The organism is Aquibium sp. ELW1220 (assembly GCF_030398385.1).
Classification (GTDB): domain Bacteria; phylum Pseudomonadota; class Alphaproteobacteria; order Rhizobiales; family Rhizobiaceae; genus Aquibium.
In genome coordinates this window covers 42418-65323 of the sequence record NZ_JAOAOQ010000002.1, presented here as the reverse complement: position 1 = coordinate 65323, position 22906 = coordinate 42418, and the positions used below count along the sequence as shown (strand labels likewise).

General features: G+C 67.7%; 16 protein-coding genes and 1 pseudogene. 3 read left to right on the top strand and 14 right to left on the bottom strand.

All coding sequences use genetic code 11. The features are described 5' to 3' along the window. Positions 1 to 23: 23 nt before the first annotated feature. Both N1F91_RS02220 and N1F91_RS02215 read left to right on the top strand, forming a co-directional pair. Positions 24 to 4754, top strand: a complete 4731-nt coding sequence (locus N1F91_RS02220; RefSeq protein WP_289990326.1) for an NAD-glutamate dehydrogenase — start codon at positions 24 to 26, stop codon at positions 4752 to 4754. Positions 4755 to 4779: 25 nt separating this feature from the next. Beyond that, positions 4780 to 6156 carry an MFS transporter gene (locus N1F91_RS02215; protein ID WP_289989878.1) on the top strand — a complete coding sequence of 459 codons (1377 nt, stop codon included), beginning with the start codon at positions 4780 to 4782 and terminating at the stop codon, positions 6154 to 6156. An 83-nt stretch (positions 6157 to 6239) separates the two neighbouring features. On the opposite strand, the gene N1F91_RS02210 is transcribed toward N1F91_RS02215, so the two are convergent. The 6 genes and pseudogenes from N1F91_RS02210 to htpX form a co-directional block, all read right to left on the bottom strand. Further along, positions 6240 to 6560 (bottom strand): transcriptional regulator, encoded by a 321-nt coding sequence (locus N1F91_RS02210; RefSeq protein WP_289989876.1) that lies wholly within the window; start codon positions 6558 to 6560, stop codon positions 6240 to 6242. Between the two features lies 1 nt (position 6561). Next, positions 6562 to 6886, bottom strand: a pseudogene (locus tag N1F91_RS31080) (type II toxin-antitoxin system RelE/ParE family toxin). Positions 6887 to 6948: 62 nt separating this feature from the next. Continuing rightward, entirely contained in the window at positions 6949 to 8565 is a 1617-nt protein-coding gene (gene purH / locus N1F91_RS02200) for a bifunctional phosphoribosylaminoimidazolecarboxamide formyltransferase/IMP cyclohydrolase (RefSeq protein ID WP_289989872.1), read from the bottom strand. 83 nt (positions 8566 to 8648) lie between these two features. Further along, positions 8649 to 10358 carry a heparinase II/III family protein gene (locus tag N1F91_RS02195; protein WP_289989871.1) on the bottom strand — a complete coding sequence of 570 codons (1710 nt, stop codon included), beginning with the start codon at positions 10356 to 10358 and terminating at the stop codon, positions 8649 to 8651. 116 nt (positions 10359 to 10474) lie between these two features. After that, entirely contained in the window at positions 10475 to 11869 is a 1395-nt protein-coding gene (locus tag N1F91_RS02190) for an RsmB/NOP family class I SAM-dependent RNA methyltransferase (RefSeq protein ID WP_289990325.1), read from the bottom strand. Continuing rightward, positions 11860 to 12879, bottom strand: a complete 1020-nt coding sequence (gene htpX, locus N1F91_RS02185) for a zinc metalloprotease HtpX (RefSeq protein WP_289989869.1) — start codon at positions 12877 to 12879, stop codon at positions 11860 to 11862. The genes N1F91_RS02190 and htpX overlap by 10 nt, the downstream gene beginning before the upstream one ends. A 174-nt stretch (positions 12880 to 13053) precedes the next feature. Between htpX and N1F91_RS02180 the strand changes: the two genes are divergently transcribed. Next, a complete protein-coding gene (locus tag N1F91_RS02180) occupies positions 13054 to 13260 on the top strand; it encodes a DUF1674 domain-containing protein (protein WP_289989867.1) in 207 nt (68 codons plus the stop codon). 73 nt (positions 13261 to 13333) lie between these two features. Here N1F91_RS02180 and N1F91_RS02175 read toward each other — a convergent pair whose 3' ends face one another. The 8 genes from N1F91_RS02175 to N1F91_RS02140 form a co-directional block, all read right to left on the bottom strand. Further along, positions 13334 to 14242 (bottom strand): NAD(P)-dependent oxidoreductase, encoded by a 909-nt coding sequence (locus N1F91_RS02175; protein ID WP_289989865.1) that lies wholly within the window; start codon positions 14240 to 14242, stop codon positions 13334 to 13336. 212 nt (positions 14243 to 14454) lie between these two features. Continuing rightward, positions 14455 to 15993, bottom strand: a complete 1539-nt coding sequence (locus tag N1F91_RS02170) for an AMP-binding protein (protein ID WP_289989863.1) — start codon at positions 15991 to 15993, stop codon at positions 14455 to 14457. Positions 15994 to 16136: 143 nt separating this feature from the next. Continuing rightward, positions 16137 to 16529, bottom strand: coding sequence for a cupin domain-containing protein (locus tag N1F91_RS02165; protein ID WP_289989860.1), 393 nt, complete (start codon positions 16527 to 16529; stop codon positions 16137 to 16139). Between the two features lie 18 nt (positions 16530 to 16547). Beyond that, the gene (locus N1F91_RS02160) at positions 16548 to 18116 is read right to left on the bottom strand and encodes a hydantoinase B/oxoprolinase family protein (protein ID WP_289989858.1); all 1569 of its coding nucleotides are present in this window, start codon (positions 18114 to 18116) and stop codon (positions 16548 to 16550) included. Positions 18117 to 18118: 2 nt separating this feature from the next. Then, positions 18119 to 20191: a hydantoinase/oxoprolinase family protein gene (locus N1F91_RS02155; RefSeq protein ID WP_289989857.1), complete on the bottom strand. Its 2073-nt coding sequence runs from the start codon at positions 20189 to 20191 to the stop codon at positions 18119 to 18121. Beyond that, a complete protein-coding gene (locus N1F91_RS02150; protein WP_289989855.1) occupies positions 20188 to 20958 on the bottom strand; it encodes an IclR family transcriptional regulator in 771 nt (256 codons plus the stop codon). Before N1F91_RS02150 ends, N1F91_RS02155 begins: the two co-directional genes overlap by 4 nt. 7 nt (positions 20959 to 20965) lie before the next feature. Beyond that, positions 20966 to 22240 carry a TRAP transporter large permease gene (locus N1F91_RS02145; RefSeq protein WP_289989852.1) on the bottom strand — a complete coding sequence of 425 codons (1275 nt, stop codon included), beginning with the start codon at positions 22238 to 22240 and terminating at the stop codon, positions 20966 to 20968. Next, entirely contained in the window at positions 22237 to 22797 is a 561-nt protein-coding gene (locus tag N1F91_RS02140) for a TRAP transporter small permease (RefSeq protein WP_289989850.1), read from the bottom strand. The genes N1F91_RS02145 and N1F91_RS02140 overlap by 4 nt, the downstream gene beginning before the upstream one ends. Positions 22798 to 22906 lie beyond the last annotated feature (109 nt).

Sequence of the window (22906 nt, the reverse complement as noted above, 5' to 3'; positions counted from 1 at the left end):
GAATGGCCGAAGGGACGAGCAGCATGCGGACCGCCGATGGCGAGGCCGAACCGGCGTTCACGAAGCTTCTCCTGTCGCGCGCTTCGGCCGAAGATCTCGACGGCTACGACGACGCCATGCTGCGCAAGGCGGCGGCGCTCGCCCATGAAGCGGTCCTGCGCCACCGCAAGGGCGAGAGCCTGATCTCGATCGTCACCGACAGCGGCGTGGTGCGCGGAGACCGCCCGGTCTGCGTCGTCACCGTCGTCAACGACAACATGCCCTTCCTGTTCGATTCGGTGATGGGGGAGATCGCCGAGGGCGGAACCGAACTGCTCTTCGTCACCCATCCGGTGATGGTCGTCTCGCATCGCGAGGACGGCGCCAACCTGATCGCGGGCGATTCCGGCCATTCGCAAGGCAACCGGCTCAGCGTGATCCAGGTCCACGTGCCGCCGATGACGAGCGAGGAGGCGGACGGCCTGCGCGCGCGGCTCGAGCGCGTGCTCGCGCATGTGCGCGACGCGGTCCAGGACTGGAAGCCCATGCTGGCCCGGCTCGAGCACACGATCTCGGATTATCGCTACCTCCCCGTCCCGCTCGAAAAGGGCGCCGTCACCGAAGCGATCGCCTTCCTCGAATGGCTGCGCGACAACAACTTCACCTTCCTCGGCATGCGCAGCTACCGCACCGTCGGAGAGGGCGAGGCGGCGGAACTCGAGCGCACCGACCAGCGCGGCCTCGGCATCCTGTCCGATCCGGATCTGCGGGTGCTGCGCGGCAGCACCCAGACCTCCATCACCACGCCAGAGATCCTCGAGTTCCTCAACGGACCCGAGCCGCTGATCGTCACCAAGGCCAATGCCCGCTCGCTCGTGCACCGCCGCGCCTATCTCGACTATGTCGGCGTCAAGACCTTCGACGCCGAGGGCAAGCTGTCGGGAGAATTGCGAATCGTCGGCCTGTTCACCTCGACGGCCTACACCCGCTCCGTTCTCAACATCCCCTACCTGCGTTCCAAGGCCGAAACGGTCATCACGAAGTCCGGCTTCGACAAGAGCGACCATTCCGGCAAGGCGCTGATCAACGTGCTGGAATCCTATCCGCGCGACGAGCTGTTCCAGATCGATGCCACGCTGCTGAGGAAGCATGCGATGGCCGTGCTGGCGCTCGGCGAACGTCCGCGCGTGCGCGTCCTGGTGCGCATCGACCAGTTCGACCGGTTCGTCTCGGTCATCGTCTTCGTGCCGCGCGACCGCTACGATTCGCGGGTGCGGCAGGAGATCGGCGACCATCTCAAGACGGTCTTCCAGGGGCGCCTCTCCGCCTATTACCCGGCCTTCCCGGAAGGGTCGCTCGCCCGCGTCCACTTCATCATCGGCCGCTCGGGCGGAAAAACACCGGCCGTTTCCGCCCAGCGGATCGAGGACACCATCCGCGACATCATCCGCACCTGGGACGATGCCCTGCGCGAGGCGGTTGCCGAGGCCGGCGAAGCGCCTGCGCTGGCCGACATGGCCCAGCATTTTCCGGACGCCTACCGCAATTCCTTCGCGCCGCACGAAGCGATCGCCGATGCCAGGCGCGTCGCCCGGCTTTCGCAGGAAAGCCCGATCGCCATCGACTTCTATCGCCGGGCCGACCAGCCGGCCGAGCATGTGGCGCTCAGGATCTACCACCACGGCGCGGCGGTCTCCCTGTCGAAACGCGTTCCGCTGCTCGAGAACATGGGTTTCCGCGTCATCTCCGAACGGACATTCGAGACCGGCGGAAAGGACCCCGTCTTCATCCACGACATGGAACTCGAAAGCGCCTATGGACGATCGGTCGAACTGGCGACCGACGGGGTCCTGTTCGAGGACGTGTTCCTGTCGGTCTGGAGCGGCCAGGCGGACAATGACGGCTACAACGGTCTCGTCCAGACCGCCGGCCTGAAGGCGCGCGAGATCGTCATCCTGCGCGCCTATGGGCGCTATCTCCAGCAGGCGGGCATTCCGCAGAGCCAGGACTTCGTGGCCGCCGTGCTCAACCGCTATCCGGCCATCGCGCGCGACCTGTTTTCGCTGTTCACCGCCCGTTTCGATCTCGCCATGCCCAAGGGCACCTCGGCCCACGACCAGCAGGAGACCGAACGCCGCATCGGCGACGCGCTGGAAGGCGTTCCGGTCCTCGACGACGACACGATCATCCGGCGCTTCCTCAACCTGATCCAGAGCACGCTGCGCAGCAATGCGTTCAAGCCGCAGGAGCCTGGAAAGGCCCGCTCGCTCGCCTTCAAGCTCGATTCGGCAAAGATCATCGGCCTTCCCGAGCCCAAGCCCTGGCGGGAGATCTTCGTCTACGGACCCGAGGTCGAAGGCGTGCATCTCCGCTTCGGACCGGTCGCCCGCGGCGGGCTGCGCTGGTCTGACCGGGCGCAGGACTACCGCACCGAGGTGCTGGGGCTTGTCAAGGCGCAGCAGGTCAAGAACGCGGTCATCGTTCCGGTCGGCGCCAAGGGCGGCTTCTATCCGAAGCAGCTTCCGGCGGGCGGGTCGCGCGACGAGATCTTCGAGGCAGGCAAGGCCGCCTACGTCAATTTCGTTTCGTCGCTGCTGTCGATCACCGACAATCTGGACATCGACCGGGTCCTCCCGCCGGAGGGCGTGATCCGGCACGACGGCGACGACCCCTACTTCGTGGTCGCGGCCGACAAGGGAACGGCGACCTTTTCGGACACGGCCAACGCCATCAGCCAGGCGCATGGCTTCTGGCTCGACGATGCCTTCGCCTCCGGCGGTTCGGCCGGCTACGACCACAAGAAGATGGGCATCACCGCGCGCGGCGCCTGGGAAGCGGTCAAGCGGCATTTCCGCGAGATGAACCGCGACATCCAGACGGAACCCTTCACGGTCGTCGGCGTCGGCGACATGTCGGGCGACGTGTTCGGCAACGGCATGCTGCTCTCGACCGAGATCCGGCTGATCGCCGCCTTCGACCACCGCGACATCTTCATCGATCCGGATCCGGACGCTGCCGTCTCCTTCGCCGAGCGCGAGCGCATGTTCGCGCTGCCGCGTTCGAGCTGGCAGGACTACGACCGCTCGGCGATCTCGGCCGGCGGCGGCGTCTTTTCGCGGTCACAGAAGGCGATCACGCTGTCGGAGGCCGCCGCCCGGGCGATCGGCCTCGGCAAGACCATCGCTTCGCCGACCGAGATCATGAACGCCATCCTGAAGGCCTCCGTCGATCTCCTCTGGTTCGGCGGCATCGGCACCTATGTCCGTGCGACCACCGAGAGCAATCCGGACGTCGGCGACCGGGCCAACGACGCCATCCGGGTCGCGGCTCCGGACGTCGGAGCCAGGGTGGTCGGCGAAGGCGCCAATCTCGGCATGACGCAGCGCGCCCGGATCGAATACGGCCTCAACGGCGGCCGCTGCAATTCGGATGCGATCGACAATTCCGGCGGCGTGAACTCGTCCGACGTCGAGGTCAACATCAAGATCGCTCTGGCGGCGGCAATGCGGAAGGGAACGCTGTCGCGGCCCGATCGGAACGTCTTCCTGGCCGAGATGACCGACGAGGTGGCGGCCCTCGTGCTGTCCAACAATTACGACCAGACGCTCGCCCTGTCGCTCGCCGAGCGGCGGGGGCTGTCGGAACTGCCGCACCAGCAGCGTTTCATGGCCATGCTCGAAGCCCGGGGACAGCTCGACCGTGTCGTCGAGACGCTTCCGTCCGACGCGGCGCTGGCCGAGCGCGCGGCCAGGGACCAGCCGCTGACCCGCGCGGAACTGGGTGTGCTGCTGGCCTACGCCAAGATCGCGCTCTTCACCGACATCGTCGAAAGCGCCCTGCCGGACGAGGCGCATTTCGAGGAAGACCTGCTCGGCTACTTCCCCGACCGGATGGCAAGCGCGTACCGGGCGGAGATCGAAGGCCACAGGCTGCGCCGTGAAATCATCGCCACGGAACTGGCCAACGACGTCATCAACCGGGGCGGCCCGTCCTTCGTCAGCCGATTGCAGGACGTGTCAGCCTGCGGCGCGGCCGAGGTGGTGGCGTCCTATTCGGTCGTGCGGGACGGTTTCGACATGCCGGGCCTGTTCGGCGCCATCGACGCACTGGACAACGCGGTCGACGGTCAGGCGCAGCTCCGCTTCTACCAGGCGGTCGTGCGGCTGATCAATGCGGCCACCCACTGGGACCTCAAGAACGGCGACCGCTCGATGTCCGTCGGCCAGCGGGCGGCGGAACTGCGGCGTGCCCGCGGCGTGCTGGAGCCGATCCTGGTGGACCTGCTGCCGGCCTTCCTTCGCTCGCGCCTCGATGGACGTGTCTCTGCCTTCGAGGAGAGCGGAGCGCCTGCGGATCTCGCGGCGCGTCTCGCCTTCCTGGACGTTGCCGAGATCGTGCCGGACATCGACCTCGTGGCCCGGACCGCCCAAGCCGATCTCCCGCTGGCCGCAAGAACGTTCCTCGGCATCACCGAGGCGTTCCGGATCGGGCGCATCGAGGATGCGGCGCGGTCCGTGGTGGCGACGGACTATTATGACGGTCTTGCGCTTTCGCGCGCCAATGACATGATCGGCGCGGCCCGGCGCGGCATGGCCGTCTCGGTTCTGGCAAGCAACCGCGATGCCGAGGATCCGGTCGCCGCCTGGCTCGAAGCCGGCGGCCAGCAGATGGCTCGGGCGCGCGAGCGGCTGCAGGCGCTGACCGAAAGCGGCGACATCAGCGTGTCGCGCCTGACGGTCGCCGCCGGCATCATGACGGATCTGGCCGGGCAGTGACCCGGCGCGGGGGGACGGAGCGGACATGAGCGACCTGGCGGAACCCCGTGCATCGAAGCGCGGCATCTGGGGATGGATGCTGTTCGACTGGGCAGCGCAGCCGTTCTTCACCGTCGTCACGACCTTCATCTTCGGACCCTATTTCGTGTCGCGCATGGCAAGCGATCCTGCGGCAGGGCAGGCGGCATGGGGCTATGGCATCGCGGCGGCCGGCTTCGTCATCGCGATCCTGTCGCCGGTGCTCGGATCGATCGCCGACCAGACCGGCGCGCGCAAGCGGTGGATCGCCTTCTTCGCGGCCATCAAGATCGTCACCGTCAGCCTTCTGTGGTTCGCGGCGCCGGGCTCGAGCCTGTTCCTCGTCGTCCTCCTGTTTTCGCTGGCGTCCGTCGCGGCGGAGTTCTCGACCGTCTTCAACGATTCGATGATGCCGAGGCTCGTGCCGAAGGAGGACATCGGCCGCATCTCCAACGTGGCCTGGGGCCTTGGCTATCTCGGCGGGATGATCGTGCTGATCTTCGTCGTCGCCTTCATGGCCGGCTCACCCGAGACTGGCAGGACGATCATCGGCGTGTCGCCGATCCTCGGTCTCGACCCGGCGCTCGGCGAGGATGCCCGCGCCACCGGCCCGATCTCGGCGCTCTGGTATTTCGTCTTCATCCTGCCGATGTTCCTGTACACGCCCGATACAAGGACGGGGAAGCGCATCGGGACTGCGGTGCGCGAGGGTATGGCCGAACTGCGGTCGACGCTGGCCGAGGTCAGACAACGCGCCGGAATCCTGCGGTTCCTGATCGCGCGGATGATCTATCAGGACGGTGTCAACGCGCTCCTGGCCCTTGGCGGCGCCTTCGCGGCGGCGATGTTCGGCTGGTCGATCACCGAGATCGGCATTTTCGGTATCATCCTCAACGTCGTCGCGATCTTCGGCTGTCTCGCCGCCAGCCGGCTCGACACGGCGCTGGGCTCCAAAACGCTGGTGCTGATCGCGCTCGTCCTTCTCACCATCGCGACCATCGGCATCGTCTCGACCGGCCCGGGCTACACGCTGTTCGGTGCCTGGATGATGCCGGGCGAGGACAGCGGCGGTCTGTTCGGGACGCCGGCCGAGAAGGCGTATATCGCCTTCGGCCTCCTCATCGGCATCGCCTTCGGGCCGGTGCAGGCCTCGTCGCGCTCCTACATGGCCCGCAGCGTGTCGCCCGAAGAGGCCGGCCGCTATTTCGGCATCTATGCCCTGGCCGGTCGCGCGACGAGCTTCCTCGCGCCGTTCCTCGTCGCCACGATCACCGCGCTGAGCGGCTCGCCCAGGCTCGGCATGGCGGTGATCATCCTGTTCTTCCTCGCCGGCATGGTCCTGCTGGCGGTGACGCCCTATCCGGCGCACAGGCCGGCGCGGTAGGCGCGGCTTTCCGCTGATCCCTCGCGGATCGATCGTGCTGCCTGGATATCCGGGCGATTGCCCCGATGCCCTGGTGAACCGATTCAAGCGGCGGCGGAATGCACGGAGAGCTGAACTCCCATCGCGTCCTGCAGGTGGCTGATCACGGCGAACAGGTTCTCCGCCGTCGGGTTGCCCGCCGGTCCGACCATCCGCATCAGGCTCTTCGGCGACTTGCCGAGTTGTGCCGCCAGATCCTCGAAGCCGATCGTGGCGTTGATGGTGTCTCGCAGGACAAGTTTCCCGCCTTCCAGGTCGCCGGTCAGCAGCAGTTCGACCGCCTCGGACAGGAGCGCTGCCCGGAACGCGGCATCCACGTCCGCGCGGGCCTTGACAGTCTCCTTGAATGCACGTGTCAATGCCATGTCACGCCTCCTTCTTCCGGCGCAGGTATTCGCGCCAGCGCGCTTGCGCCACTGCGACGTCGTCCTGCTGCCGCTGCTTGGTCCCGCCTGCGAGCAGGATGACGATCTCATTTCCCTCGCGGCCGAAATAGATGCGGTATCCCGGACCCCAATCGATGCGGATCTCCGACACGCCGCCCTCCGACCGCCTTGGGGTGCGCGAGATTTCCGGCAGACACCCGCGTCAGCGCGACCGTTACCTTTGCCGCCGCGCGCGCATCCAGAGCCTCGAACCACGAGGCGAACGGGCTTCGGCCGTGCCGATCGAGATACTCGATGACTTGCATCCCTTGCATGGTAACGTAAACGCTACCAGCATGCAGTGCACCGCTGCCGGAGCCCCCCACCCTCAGTGCCGGAAATGGCGCATCCCCGTGAACACCATGGCGATGCCGGCCGCGTCGGCGGCGTCGATCACGTCCTGGTCGCGCATCGAGCCGCCGGGCTGGATGACTGCGGTGGCGCCGGCCTCGACGGCCGAGAGCAGGCCGTCGGCGAAGGGGAAGAAGGCGTCGGAGGCGACGACCGATCCCTTCGTCGCCGGCTCGGCCGCTCCGGCTGCCTGCGCGGCGTCCTCGGCCTTGCGGGCGGCGATACGGGAGGAGTCCACCCGGCTCATCTGGCCGGCGCCGATGCCCACCGTGGCCGCGCCGCGGGCATAGACGATGGCATTGGACTTGACGTGCTTGGCCACCCGGAAGGCGAAGGTCATGTCGGCGAGTTCGGCCTCGCTCGGCGCGCGCTTCGTCACCACCTGGAGCTCGAGATCGTCGACGCAGCCGTTGTCGCGCGACTGGACGAGCAGCCCGCCCGAGACGGTCCTGGCCGTGATCCCCGGAGCACGCGGATCGGGGGTGCCTTCGGTGAGCAGGAGGCGCAGGTTCTTCTTGCCGGCGATGATCGCCTCGGCCTGAGGCGACGCACCCGGCGCGATGATCACCTCGGTGAAGACTTTCGCGATCTCTTCCGCCGCTTCGGCATCGAGCGGCCGGTTCAGCGCCACGATGCCGCCGAAGGCGGAAACCGGATCGCAGGCCAGTGCCTTCAGATAGGCCTCCTTCAGCGTCGCGCCTTCGGCCACACCGCAGGGGTTGGCGTGCTTGATGATCGCCACTGCGGCCGTGCGCGCCGGGTCGAACTCGGCGACCAGTTCGAAGGCGGCGTCGGTGTCGTTGATGTTGTTGTAGGAGAGCTGCTTGCCCTGAACCTGGCGGGCGGTCGCCACGCCGGGGCGCTTCTCGCCGGTCACGTAGAAGGCCGCCTGCTGATGCGGGTTCTCGCCGTAGCGGGTCACCTCGGCCAGCTTGCCGCCGAAGCTGCGCCAGCCCGGATGCTCGATGCCCAGTGTCTCGGCGAACCAGTTCGAGATGGCGGCGTCATAGGCCGCCGTGCGCGCAAAGGCCTTGGCGGCGAGCTTCTTGCGGAACTCGAGCGACAGGTGTCCGGCATCGGCCTCCAGTGCGGCCATCACCACCTCGTAGTCGTGCGGATCTGTCACCACCGCGACATAGGCATGGTTCTTCGCCCCGGCACGAACCATGGCCGGGCCGCCGATGTCGATGTTCTCGACCGTGTTCGGGTAGTCCGCGCCCGAGAAGCGAACCTCCTCGAAGGGATAGAGATTGATCACCAGCAGATCGAAGGGCGCAATACCGTGGGTTTCCATCGCCTCGGCGTGCTCGGGATCGTCGCGCACGCCGAGCAGGCCGCCATGCACCAGCGGATGCAGCGTCTTGACGCGGCCGTCCATGATCTCCGGGAATCCGGTGACCTCCGAGACGTCGGTGACGGTCAGGCCTGCGGCCGCCAGCGCCTTCGCCGTCCCGCCGGTGGAGACCAGCTGGACGCCGCGATGGAAGAGATCGGCCGCGAACTCGGTCAGGCCCGTCTTGTCGGACACCGAGATCAGCGCGCGCCGGACCTGGATGCGATCGGGCGCGGAAACGTTCTTGGATGCGACGGCCATGGCGCTTGTCTGTCTCCGAGCATTGTCAGGGAGATCGCGCCCTACCACAGGACGCGCGGAAAACAAATCGGACCCGATGACCCTCAGGCGTTGCCGATCGCCATGCGCTTGAAGCGCCAGCGCACGACATCCGTCTCCGACGCGTCGAACGAGAGGACGATCTGCATGTTGCGGCGCGGTCCCGAGAGACCGGCGAAATAGATCGATTCCTCGATCGCGGGTTTCGCCTCCGCGCAGGAGAAGATCCAGGCCTCCGCGGCGCCGGTCGACAGGGCTATCCGGTCATGGTCGTCGCGCAGGATCTCGACGCTGGGATGGATGTGGAAACGGACGACGACATGATCGCCATGGTAGCGCGGCTCATTGCCGTCCGCGTCGAAGAAGCGGTCGCGTCCCACGAGCGTCGCTCCGTCGTCGGCCAGGATCAGCATGCGTTCGTGCACCAGGCCGAAGGCCGGGAGGTAGCCGTCGTGGTGCGCCACGAAGCCCTGCATCCCGCGCTCGTCGATCCGTCTCGATTCCACGTGCCGGGGACCCGAAGTGATGCGGCGGCCCATGAGTTCGACCGGCCGGGCGCCGGTGAGGAAGCCGCAGGACGAGGTGTCGTTGATGCAGGCGGTGCTGTGCGCGGCCGTGGCGCGGGCAACCGTCAGGAAATCGGCGGGACCGTGGTTGTCGACGCCGGCGTTGACGACGAACAGCCGGCGCTGCGAGGACATCTCGAAGGACAGGCAGCCGGCGTGGGCCGTCGCCGACGCGTCGAAGGGCGGCGCCGGTCCGGTATCGGCGATCACCGTCGTTTCGCCCAGGCACAGCCGCTCGAAGCCGGAATGCGGCGCATGCAGCAGCGGCTGGCCCGCGGCATCGTCATGGCGCAGGATCGCCACGATGCGATCGGGAATGGTGGCGCCCATGCCGTTGAAGCGGGCGAGATTGCCGTCCTGGTGGCGGAAGAACCGCAGTGCCGGCAGCATGCGGTCGATCGCGCCCATGAGGGCCTGCGGTGGCGCTTCGGCCTGGTTCGCATAGGTCTGGCGCAGGGGCAGGAGATCGGCGAGGATCTCGAGGATCGCCAGCGGGCTGCGCGAGATATGGCCGCCGTCGGCAAGGATCTGCCTGTCGAGCTCGCGGGCGAGATTGCGCGTCGCGGTGCGCAGCGCGGCCGGAGCCGTCGGCAGCGACAGGGCGGCGAAGGCGATCGCAATGCGGGCGCGAAGCCTTTCCTCGCTCTCCGGCATTTCGCCCGCGACCGAGCGCAGATAGCGGATCTGGAAGGAGAGCGAGCGCAGGAACGAGCGGTAGAACGGCAGTTCCGCGCCCTGCAGCACCACGGTGGAATGTTGAAGCCAGGCGATGATCCGTCGCGCGGTGACATCCGGCTCCCAGGCGACACCCGTGAGCCGCCCGCTGTTGGTCGTGATCCAGTCGGAGACCAGCGCACGCGCATTTGCAGCGGCAAGTTCGGTGCCGGCCTCGCGCATGTGACGCAGCCATCGAAAGCTGTTCAGCGAGCGGCGCCAGGGAAGGGGCGGATGGCCCATGCCGAAAGGCGAATTGCCGCCGGTCTCGACGATGCGACCGGCCAGCGCGAATCGACCATGGTAGATCTCGATGGCGATCTGGGCGTCGGGCAGGCGCAGGTCGGGCGGGGCGATCAGCACCCGTTCCGGGGTGCGGCCGATGTAGCGCCAGCGATATGCCGGACCCGACCGCAGCTTCCGCCGCGCTCGCGCCCACGCTTCGCGTGCAAACAATGCCCACAAGCGCGGGGAATGGTCCGCCGCTTTCGCCAAAACCTGCTGTCCTCGTCTGTCGCCCCGCGACCTGTTGTAACTGATTCAAGATTCAGAGCGACACCGAATTTTATCGAACCAACAGGCTTGTCCTCTTCCCTGCCGCCAGCACCGCGTCAGCCAGGCGCTGATTTCCGGAACCGCGCCGCGAAAAATCCATCGAGGCCTGCACGCGACGGGTCTTCGGCGGGGAGACCGGCAGGGGTCGTCCTCAGTTCGCCCCTGGCGTTGATGAAGTCATCGACGCCGGGAAACTCGCCCGGCCGCACCGGATCGCGGCTGAAATCGGTCCGGCCCTGCAGGAACTCCGCGACCATGTCTTCGCCTTCGGCGGGGTCGAGCGAGCAGTTCGAGAAGACCAGCAGCCCCCCCGGCGCGACCATTGCAGCGGCGTGAGACAGGAGCCGTGCCTGCACGCTGGCAAGCTTGAGAATGTCCTCGGGTGACTTGGTCCACGGCACGTCGGGATGTCGCCGCACGGTACCGGTCGAGGAACACGGGGCATCGAGAAGGACAGCGTCGAACGGAGTGGCCGGCGCATATTTCGTCAGGTCCGCTTCGACGATCTCGACGTCGAGGCCAAGCCGGGCAAGGTTCCCCGACAGTCGCCGGAGGCGGTTCGCGGATGCTTCGACAGCGGTGACTTTCGCGCCCGCTACGGCGAGCTGGGCGGTCTTGCCGCCCGGCGCAGCGCAGAGGTCGGCGACGCGTCGACCCGCGACTTCGCCCAGAAGGCGCGCCGGGAGGGCTGCTGCCGCATCCTGGACCCACCACTGACCATCCTCGAAGCCGGGCAGATCGGGAACGGCCCGGTCGAGGTGCGGCACGCGGACGGAGCCCGTCGGGAGGACGAAGCCGCCGAAGGCTTCGGCCCAGCGGTCCGGGTCGGACCTGACCGTGAAATCGGTCGGCGCCTCGACGCGATGCATCGCCAGGTTCGCAGCGGCCCCGTCTTTTCCGTAGGCGGCCTCCAGGCGTTCGATGAACCAGGCGGGAGCGTCCGTCGATTCAGCCAGTGCAGCGGGCAGGGCGCGCGCCTTCCGGCGCACGAGTTCGCGCAGCACGCCGTTGACGACGCCCGAAAACCGTTCGGTGCGGGGATCGGACTTCGCATGGACGACTGCGAGATTGACGGCCGCGCTGTCGGGGATGTCGAGGAACAGGATCTGTGCGGCGCCGACATGCAGGATATGGGCAAGCGCGGTGGCGTTGGCGGGCAGCGGCCGGTCGAGCCGACGCTCGATCAGGGCAGCGATCGTCATGCGAAAGCGCAGGGCGGTGGCGAGGATGGCGCGCACCAGCCCGCGGTCGCGCTGGTCGAGCGCCCGGTAGTCGGGGTGACCGTGCTCGTCGTCGGTCAGACCATCGAGCGGCGTCTTCTTGTCGACGACGGCGGCCAGCAACCTGGCTGCGGCACGGCGCGCCGGCAGCCCCGGCGTGCCGGCGCCGTCGTCAACGACGTGTCGCGATCCCGCATGGGAGCGATGCCGCTGTGCGCCGCTCAAGACCAGGGTCCCTTCGGGCCGCGATCATTGCCCGGGCGACCCGTTCGGGGAACCGAGCCGCGTCCGGGGCGCGGGGCGCTGCGGGCCTGCTCCGTCCGGTCTTCGCGTCCGCGCCCCCAGGGGCTCGTCTCTTCGACGACGGGTCCCTCGCGCCGGGCGCCGCTGCCGGAGAGGCCGTTGCGCGCCAGATCCTCCAGCGCCGCGATGCGGTTGTCGGTGTTCGGGTGCGTCGAGAAGAGGTTGTCCATCTTCTCGCCCGACAGCGGATTGATGATGAACATGTGGGCGGTGGCCGGATTGTGCTCGGCATCCGGATTGCGGATGCGCTTGGCCGCATTGGCGATCTTGTCGAGCGCCGATGCCAGCCAGAGCGGATTGCCGCAGATCTCGGCGCCCAGCCGGTCGGCCGAGTATTCCCGGGTGCGGCTGATCGCCATCTGCACCAGCATTGCGGCCAGAGGCGCGACGATCATCGCCACCAGAACGCCGACGAAGCCGAGCGGATTGTTGTTGTCGCGGTTGCCGCCGAAGAAGAAGGCGAAGTTGCCGAGCATGGAGATCGCACCGGCAAGGGTCGCCGTGATGGTCATGATCAGCGTGTCGCGGTTCTGGATGTGCGCCAGTTCGTGCGCCATGACGCCCGCCACCTCCTCGTAGGAGAGCCGCTGCAGCAGGCCCGTGGTCGCCGCCACGGCCGCGTTCTGCGGATTGCGGCCGGTGGCGAAGGCGTTCGGCTGGTCGTTCTGGATCAGGTAGACCTTCGGCATCGGCATGCCGGCGTTGCGCACCAGGCCGCGCACGATCTCGTAATATTCCGGCGCATTGCGCTCGTCGACTTCGACCGCATGGTGCATCCGCAGCACCATCTTGTCGGCGTTCCAGTAGCCGAAGAGGTTCATCGCGGCGGCGATGAAGAAGGCGATCATCATGCCGCCCGAGCCGCCGATCAGGTAGCCGACGCCCATGAACAGCGCCGTCATGGCGGCAAGCAGCATCGCGGTGCGTATCATGTTCATCGATGGAACCTCCGTGCTGCCGGCGAGCGAGGGCTCGCAGGGTGTCCAGACCGCTCTATATGATGGTAAGCGCGGGGTGCTACTTCAATATTGTGCAACGGGTCGAGAACGATGAGCGACAAGGGCGAAATCGGGACGAGCGCGGGAGACGCGACGCAGCAGCGGGATGCGGGAATGGCCGGATCACCTGCGGAAACCGCCGTCCCGGCGCCGAAGGCGCTGAGTGCCGCAGCCCAGCGCGCGCTGGAGGAGGCCGAAGCACGCCGGCTTGCCTATGAGGCGCAGGTCGCCGCGCTGCCCAGGGAACTCGGCGGCCGCGGCGGCAAGGAGCCCGGCCGCTACGGCGACTGGGAAGTGAAGGGCATCGCGACCGACTTCTGACGGCCGGTCGCGTCGGGTCCCGGTCGCTGCCAGCCTCGCCCCCGGCGTCCGACATCTCCGTTCAGGTCCGAGATCAGGACAGGAGTTCGATCATCTCCGGCACGAAGCGGTCGCCCTGTCCCGCCTCCACCTGACCGGCGTAGGCGCCGGCGACCGCTGCGGCGATGGAAGCCTTGCTGCCCAGCACCTCCGCCATGGCGGCATAATAGCCGATGTCCTTCGCCGCATTCGCGATGGAAAAGCGGAAATTGCCCGTATCGCCGTCGAGGATGAACGGCGTGAGCCGGTCGAGGACGACGCCCTTGCCGCCGCCCTGCGCCAGCACGGCCTGGAGGGTGGCGGGCTCGATGCCGGCCCTGGCGGCCGCGGCCGCCGCCTCGCAGAGCACGGCAGAGAAGCCGAGCGATACGTAGTTGTGCACGAGCTTCATGATGTGGCCGGATCCGACGGGTCCGGCATGGGTGACGTTCTCGGCGAAGCAGCGCAGGAGCGGAAGACACGCCTCGTACAGCGCCTCGTCTCCTCCGACGAGAAGATTGAGGCGCCCTTCCGCAGCCTCCTTCGGCGTCCGGGTCATCGGCGCGTCGAGCATGCGTCCGCCGGCTTCATGCACGAGCGCTGCCATGCGGCGCGTCGAATCGGGGAGCGCCGTCGAACAGTCGATGACCACCGCTCCGGGTCGCAGGCCCTCGATCACCCCGCCCGCACCGGTCAGAACGGCTTCGACCTGCGGCGAGCCGGTGACGCAGAGCACGATCGTGTCGCAGCGCGCGGCGAGGTCCGCCGGAGTGGAGAACGCCTCGGCGCCGGCGGCGACGAGATCCTGCGTCGGCTGGTTGCCGGGATGGTCGACGAAGGCGATCCGACGCCCGGCGCGCTGGATGCTCGAAGCGATTCCGTGGCCCATCAGGCCGACGCCGATGATCCCGATGATGTCAGCCTGCATGGCTCGTCCTCCTGCTTTGGGTCGGCAGGGCCGCAAGTGTGCGTGCGGTTCCGCCGAGTGATCCGCACGCCGCCGAACCCTTCGGGCGGGGCCTGTCCGTTCCTGGCGAGGCAAAACCCGTCCGGTCGGCAAAGTCCAGACGGGGCGATCGGAAAATCGTCGCCGGGCGATCTTTTCGGTTGGCCTGGTCCAACGTCCGGTCAAAGCGATGGTGCCGGAGCAGCGATCGGAGCGGTCGGGGCTTCACCTTATGCCGGTCGGTCCGACGCGTGCAGCCTGCGCAACTCGGTCTTCAGCACCTTGCCGTAGGCGTTCTTCGGCAGATCCGGCAGCCACACATAGGCCTTCGGCCGCTTGAACCGGGCGATCCGGGCGGTGCAATGGGCGTCGAGCGTCACCTCGTCGACCGTCGCGCCGGGCTCCCGCACCAGGCATGCGACCACGATCTCTCCCCATTCCGGATCGGGTCGCCCGATCACGGAAACCTCCGCCACAGCCGGATGGTCGAGCAGCGCCTCCTCGACCTCGCGCGGGTAGATGTTGGTCCCGCCCGAGATGATGACGTCCTTCGACCGGTCGTGGAGGGTGAGGAAGCCCGCATCGTCCAGCGCGCCCATGTCGCCGGTGTGAAGCCAGCCGCCGCGGATCGCCGCTTCCGTGGCGGCCGGATCGTTCCAGTAGCCCTTCATCACCGAAGGGCCGCGGACGGCGACTTCACCGATCTCGCCATGGGGCAGGGGCTGGTCGTCCTCGCCCAGGACCGCCACCTCGCATGCCGCCTGCGCGACGCCGACCGAGGCCAGCCGATGCGCCTGGATCGGATCGCCCTGGTCGGCCACGAGCGCTTCCGCGTGCGCCTGGCGGTGCAGGGCGGTGATCGTCATCGGCGTCTCGCCCTGTCCGTAGATCTGGACGAAGCGGGTGCCGAACTGGTCCATCGCGTCGCGGATGTCGGCCAGATACATGGGACCACCGCCATAGACGATGGTGCGTATGCCGTCCCCACGGCTGCCCCGCGCCCGCGCGGCGCCGATGAGACGCCGGATCATCGTGGGAGCGGCGAAGAAGCACAGCCGATCCAGGGTTTCCGCCAGATCGAGGATCTCGTCGCTGTCGAAAGCGCCCGACGCCGGAACGACGTGGCGCGCGCCGACGATCAGGTAGATGAACTGATAGAGCCCTGCCCCGTGCGAGATCGGCGCCGCGTAAACCTTGGCGTCGGCCGCCTCGGCCGCGTCGACATCGGCGAAATAGCTCATCGCCATGGCCTGGAGGTTCGCCGGCGTGAGCATCGCCCCTTTCGGACGCCCGGTGGTACCGGAGGTGTAGAAGAGCCAGACCAGATCGTCCTGCTTCGTGGGGTGAAGCGGCGGCGGCGGGCCTGACAGCAGCGCGTCGAAACCCGGCCCGTCCATATCGACGATGCGGGTGGCCGGCGCGAGCGCAGCCAGTCCTCCCGCATGCGCGGCATCGGTGAAGGCGAGCCGCGTGCCGGAATGGTCGAGGATGAAGGCCGCTTCCTTCTCGTGCAGCTTGGCGTTGATCGGCACGGCCACCGCGCCGATCCGCCAGATCGCCTGCATCGCGACCAGATAGTCGGTGCGGTTCGCGAGAAAGAGCGCGACCCGGTCGCCGGGGGCGATGCCCGCGGCCTTCAGTCCGGCGGCCAGGGAACCGGCGCGCGCCTCGAAGCCGGCATAGTCGGCCACCTGTTCGGCTCCCCTGAACAGCGCCGGGCGCTGCGGCCAGAGCAGGGCCGCCCGCTCCAGCCAGCGTGCGGGATTCACGTCACGACCTCCCCTGACGGGCGGGATCGCGCCGATGCGTCGCCCATGCTTGCCTCCCTTTCGCGCACCCGGTCCACGGACCCGGAATCTGCCCTGCCGCGAGGGGTGTGGCAAGGTGATGGCTGGCTGCCGGGGCGATCATCTCAGTCGTCCGCGGGCGGAAAATCCGCGGCCTGATGGTCGACGATCTCGAGATAGTCCTTCCGGATCGGGCAGAAGATGTCGAGGTTCATGACCACCTCGTCCGAGATCGGAATGCCGCCATGCATTACGTCCGGCGGCACGCGCAGCACTTCTCCTGCGCCGACCTCGAAGGTCTCGTCGCCGACGGTCCAGCGCATCCGGCCGGTCAGGACGACGGCTATCTGCTCGAAGGGATGCTTGTGCATGCCGATGGTCATGCCCGGCTCCAGCCAGTTCATGACCAGGAGCACGTCCTCGCCGCGGAAGCCTGCCCGGCTGACGTGCTCGCGCACGGTGAAGCGCGGCAGGTCCTCCCATTTCACGGGCATGCGAAAGGGTTGAAGCTCGCTCATCCGTCTCTCCTCCATCGGTTAGCCATCGGCTCCGGCTGCCGCCGGCGCACCGAAGCCGCCGCCGCCCGGCGTGATCATCATCACCTCGTCGCCGGCCTTCATGTCCGTCTTGCCCGACAGCACGGTCGCCTTGCCGTTCACGAGAAACTGTCCGGCCCGTCCGGGTTCGCCGCCGGCGAGCCCCTGTGGCGCCTCGAGCAGGCGGCTGGGGACGGTGTTCAGCAGCCAGGGCTGGGTCGTCCGCATCCGGAAGCCGATCCGCTGGCCGTCACCACCCCGCTGCAGGCCGCCTCCGCCCGAGCCGCGTTCCAGTTCCTTGCAGGTGAAGACGATCGGGTAGGCGGCCTCGAGCACCTCGACCGGAACGGCGGAGACGCCGGTCGGATAGCAGACGGCCGAAATGCCCGGCTTGCCTGCGCGCGCGCCCATGCCGCCGGAATAGTTGAACATCGACGAGGTGAAGGCCCGGCCTTCGCTGTCCTGCCCCTGGATCTGCACCGTCCACACAGCGCCGGAGCCTTCGGCAACGACCTTGTCGGGGACCACCTGCGCCAGGGCGTTGAGGATCGGGAAGGGCACGTACATGCCGACCACGTGCCGGGCATTCACCGGAGACGGATAGGTGGCGTTGACGATGCAGTCGTCCGGCAGCTTCATCCTGATCGGCGCCAGCGATCCCGCGTTGTTCGGCAGGTCCGGATTGAGCGTGGAGCGGATCGCGAAGGTCGCGTAGGCCTGCGTGTATGCGGGCACGACGTTGATGCCGCGCGGGCTGCGGCCGGACGATCCCGCGAAGTCGACGGTGATCTCGCCGGCCTCGTTGTCGATGGTCACGGCCGTCTTCAGCGTGATCCGGTCACCGCCGGGGACGTCGAAGGTGGATTCGCCATGGAAGGTCCCGCCGGGGAGGGCCCGGATCGATTCGCGCGTCGCCTTGTCGGACCGCGCGATGATCTCGTCGGCCAGCGTCTCGATGTCGTCCAGGCCGTAGCGGTCGCACAGCGCGTTGAGGCGCTGGGAGGCGATCATGCCGGAGGACACCTGCGCGCCGAGATCGCCGAGCAGGGCGTCGGGCGTGCGGACATTGCGCGTGATGATCGAAAACAGGGTCTCGTTGCGCACCCCCGCCTCGTAGAGCTTGAGGACGGGGATCCACAGTCCCTCTTCGTGGATGTCGCGCGCGCCGGATCCGATGCCGTAGCCGCCGATGTCGGTGTGGTGGATCGTCGAGCCGGCATAGCCGATGATCCTGTCTCCCCGGAAGATCGGCGACAGGACGGTGATGTCGAAGAAGTGGCCGGCCGACATCCAGGGATCGTTGGTGATCAGCACGTCGCCGGGCTTCAGGCTGTCGGCATCGACATGCCTGAGCAGGTTGGCGGCCGCGGCGGCCAGCGAGTTGATGTGGCCGGGCGTCCCCGTCACCGCCTGCGCCACCATGCGGGCGCGGGCGTCGAAGATGCCGTTGGCCAGGTCGCCCGCCTCGCGCACGATGGGCGAGAAGGCGATGCGCTGCAGCGCGCGGGCCTGCTCGGAAACGATCCCGATCACGTTGGACCAGAGGATCTGAAGTTCGACACCGTCCATGTTCAGCGCTCCGTGATCTTGTCGGCAACGAGGCTGCCGTTGGGGTGCAGGCGGATCGTCCAGCCGGGCAGGACGAAGATCGTCGTCTCGCGCTCTTCCACGATCACCGGGCCGGCAATGGGATCGTCCTCCATCAACTCGGTGCGGGAATAGACCGCCGTCTCGACCGGCTTGCCGCGGATGTGGACGATGCGGCTGCGCGGCGTCGGGCGGCTGTTTCCTTTCGCCACATGGGCGGCTGCGCGATCGGGCAGGCTGCCGCGCGCGGTGACGTGCCAGTTGACCAGTTCGATCGGCATGTCGAGCTTCAGCCCGTACTGCGCGACGTATTCCCTGTCGAAGATCGCGCGCATGGCAGCGGTGTCGAGGCCTGCGCGGGGGTCGAAGGGAAGTTCGATCCGCAGTTCGGACTGCTGGCCGAAGTAGCGCAGGTCGGCACCGAAGACGAAGCCGATGTCGGCGGGCGCGAGCCCCGCCTCGGTCAGGGCCGCGGTTCCCTCCTCCGTCATCTGGCTGACGAAGTCGCGGGCGGTCGCCGTATCGAACCGGTCGATCAGTCCGAGCTGGCTGCGGACGAGATCGATCTGCGCCGGCGTCACCAGCGTTCCGAAGGCCGAGAGCACCGAAGCCAGCGGCGGATAGATGACCTGCGTCGACTCGATCAGGTCGGCCACCAGGCAGGCATGCACCGGGCCGGCGCCGCCGAAGGCCAGCATCGGCAGGCCGCGATAGTCGACGCCGCGGTCGGTGGCGTGGGTGCGCGCGGCGGCGGCCATCTGCTCGCACACGACCTCGTACATTCCCCAGGCGGCCTGCTCGGACGTGAGGCCGATCCGCGCGCCGAGCGTGGCGATGGCGGCCCGTGCGCCGTCCGCGTCGAGCTTCATGTCGCCGCCCAGGAAACGGTCGGGATCGAGGATGCCGAGCACCACGTCGGCGTCGGTCACGCAGGGCTCCGTTCCGCCGCGGCCATAGCAGACCGGGCCGGGGATAGATCCCGCGCTTTCGGGTCCCGTCCGCAGCAGGCCGAGCTCGTCCACCCAGGCGATGGAGCCGCCGCCGGCACCGATCTCGATCATGTCGATCGACGGCACGGTGATCGGCATGCCCGAACCCGGCTTGAACCGGTAGCGGCGATCTACCTCGAACGTGCTGGTCACCAGCGGCTCGTGGTTCTGGATCATGCAGGCCTTGGCCGTGGTCCCGCCCATGTCGAAGGAGATCAGGTCTGGCAGACCGAACATGCGGGAAAAGTAGCAGGCGACCAGCGCGCCTGCGGCCGGGCCGCTCTCGATCATCCTGACCGGCAGCGTCCCTGCACGCGCCGCGCCGATCACGCCGCCGTTCGACAGCATGATCAGCGGCTGCTGCGTGAAGCCGCGCCGCTCCAGCTCGGCGATCAGCGCTTCGAGATAGGGGCGGGTGATGGGCACGGTATAGGCGTTGATGGCGACCGTGGAAGTGCGCAGGTATTCCCGCATCTGCGGCGCGATCACCGACGACAGCGAGACGAAGATTTCCGGCGTCTCGCGCGCGAAGATCTCGGCTACCAGCGCTTCGTTCTCGCCGTTGCGATAGGCGTTGATGAGGCTGACGGCGACGGACTGGATGCCGCGCGACCGGCATTCCCGCGCGATGGTGGCGATCTCGGCCTCGCTTGCGCCCTTCTCGACCGTGCCGTCCGCCAGGACGCGCTCGTCGAGCGGCCATGTCCGCTCGCGCGGGATCAGCGGCTCGGCGAACTCGATCTGGGGATCGTACATGTCGTAGCGATGTTCATCGCGGATGTAGAGGATGTCGGTGAAACCCTTCGTCAGGATCAGTCCGACGGGCGGCCCCTTCCGCTCGATGAGGGCATTGGTGACCACCGTGGTGGCATGAACGACCACATCGTTGACGTCGGACGGCGCGATGCCTGCCCGCCCCATCACCAGATCGACGCCGCGGAAGAAGCCCTCGAGCAGGTTGCCATGCGTCGTCAGCGTCTTGTCGACGAAGGTGCGGCCGTCGTCGGCCAGGAGGACGGCATCGGTGAAGGTGCCGCCGATGTCCACCGCTAGCGAGTATCTTGTCATGCGCGTTGGTCCGTATTTCCCAGATTCGTGGAGATCTTGCGGGCAGCCCCGGTCAGCGCCTCGATGAAGCGTTCGGCGGGCGGCGTCCCGATGGTGTTGGTGGGGCCGGCGATCGTCAGCGTCGCCACGAACCCGCCCTTCATGTCGAAGATCGGCGCGGAGACGGCGGTAACCCCCTGCAGCGTCTGGTTGGGTGCATCGGCCCAGCCGCGCACCTTGACGGCATCGACCTCGCCCTCGACGAGGCTGCGATCGGTCGGCGTCTCGCTGGTCCATTGCCGCAACGCCGTTCTGGCGAGCTGTGCGCCGCCGAATGCCAGCGCGATCTTGCCCTGTGCCGACGCATGGAAGTCGAGCAGCGCGCCGGGCCGGGTCACGATGGCGACCGGTTGCTCGGTGCGCACCATGTCGAGGATGCGCATGCCCGTCGCCTCCATCTGCGAGAAGGACACGGTGAAGCCGGTCGCATCGCGCAGCTCGACCATCACGGGCCGGGCTTCGCGCAGGATGTCGGTCGAATCGGCCAGCGCCTGGCCGAGGTGGTAGAGCTTGTAGGACAGCCGATACTTCTCGGTCGTCGGATCCTGGAGGACATAGCCGAGCGAAAGGAGCGTGCGCAGGAAGCGGAAGACCCGGACCTTGGACACGCCGATCCGGCGCGCCAGGTCGGAGAGCCCGACCGGATGCCCGATCTCGGCCATCACCTCGATGATCATGAAGGCCATCTGGGTGGACTGGTTGACCGACTTGTCGAGTTCGACGCTCATGACGGCCTCACCGGAACAGGTCTGGAATGAACAGCGACAGCCCGGGCAGGGTCGCGACCAGCACCAGCACGATGATGCACAGGCCGAGCATCGGCAGGGCCGCCCGTGCCACCGCCTGGATCGGCGTCCGGGCGATCGAACCGACGATGAACAGCACGAGGCCCACCGGCGGCGTGCACATGCCGATCATCAGGTTGAGCACCACCATTACGCCCATCTGCACCGGATCCATCCCGATCGACGGCGACAGGGCGTTCAGGACGGGAATGATCAGGACCATCGCCGCTAGAGGCTCCAGGAACAGGCCCAGGACCAGCAGGATGACATTGAGCAGGACGACAAGCAGCACCGGCGAGTCCGTCAGCCCCAGGATGAGGGCGGCGACCTTCTGCGGCAGGCTCTCGATGCCGAGCACGAAGCCCGTCATGCTGGCCATCGCGACGACGAGCATCACGCCTGCCGACATCGTGGCGGTGTCGTAGAAGCTCGTCCTGAGCTTCTCCCAGGTGAGCGAACGATAGACCAGGAAGCCGATCGCCAGCGCATAGATGCAGGCGACACCGGCTGCCTCCGTCGGGGTGAAGATGCCGCTGCGGATGCCGACCACGATGAAGATCGGCAGGACGACGGCCGGGAGCGTCGCGATCAGGATGCCGCGGCGTTCCTCGCGCGGGATGGGGGCGGCGACGGGATGGTTTTCGCGCCGGCCCTTCCACAGGGCGTAGGCCATCAGGAGGCTGCCCAGCAGCAGACCGGGTAGGATGCCGGCCAGGAACAGGTCGCCGATCGACGTGCCCGTGAGGACGCCGAAGAGAATCAGCGGCAGCGACGGGGGAATCATCGGCCCGAGCAGCGAGCCCACCGCCGTCAGCGCCGCTGCATAGGCCGGCGGGTAGCCGTCCCGCTTCATCGGCGGGATCATGATGCCGCCGACGGCGGCCGCCTCCGAAGTCGCCGCGCCGCTCGAACCCGAGAGGAGGAAGCTCGACAGGACGTTGACGACGGCCAGGCCCCCCTTGATCCGGCCGACCGCAAACTGCGCGGCACGAACGATGTGACCGGTCAGGTTGGCGGCGCCCATCAGGTTGCCGGCCAGGATGAAGAAGGGGATCGTCAGCAGCAGGAAGCTGTCGATGCCGGCGATCATCCGCTGCGGGAAGGCGACGAGCAGGTGGCCGTGGCCTTCGATCAGCAGGTAGACGAGCGACGCCGCGCCGAGACCGAGGGCCACCGGCATGCCGATGAGCAGGGCGAGGAAGAAGATGCCCAGATAGAGGATCATGGATGTCCCTCCGGGACGCCGCCGTCGCGAAGGTCGGCCGCACTCTCCCCCGTTGCCATCATCCGCCCGTAGAGGATGATGTCCACGGCCAGCCGCAGGGCGAGGATGGACAGGCCGATCGGCAGGGAGACGTAGACCCAGTACATGGCGGGCGTCGGGAAACCGGGGCCGAAGAGGTCGCCGAGAAGGAACTTCATGGCCGGGATCGGGGCGGAGCCGAGCCGGTTGGCATAGACCAGGCCGTACCAGACCAGAACCGCAAGCAGGACGATCCCGCAGACATTGGCGAACATCGCCAGCACGAGCCCGGCCTTGCGCGGGAGCGCGTCCCGCAGCATCGGGACGCTGGCGATCTCGCCGCGCTCGTAGGCCAGCACGATCGACAGGAATGTGACCCAGATCAGGAGGTAGCGCGAGGTCTCCTCGGCCCAGATCAGCGAGGCCGAGAAGCCGTAGCGAAGGACGACCTGCGTGGTCATCACCACGAGCAGAACGATCAGCATCCAGACGACGACCGTGGATACCACCGCGTCGAAAGCGCGTCGCAATGCGAGCATCGATCGGCCTCCTCGCGGGCATGCCTCCACCGTGACGGCAACACGACCGTCGCAAGGCGCCCGCACCTGATGGATGACTGGAGAGGGGCGGCGGCCGGTCCGGCGCGCC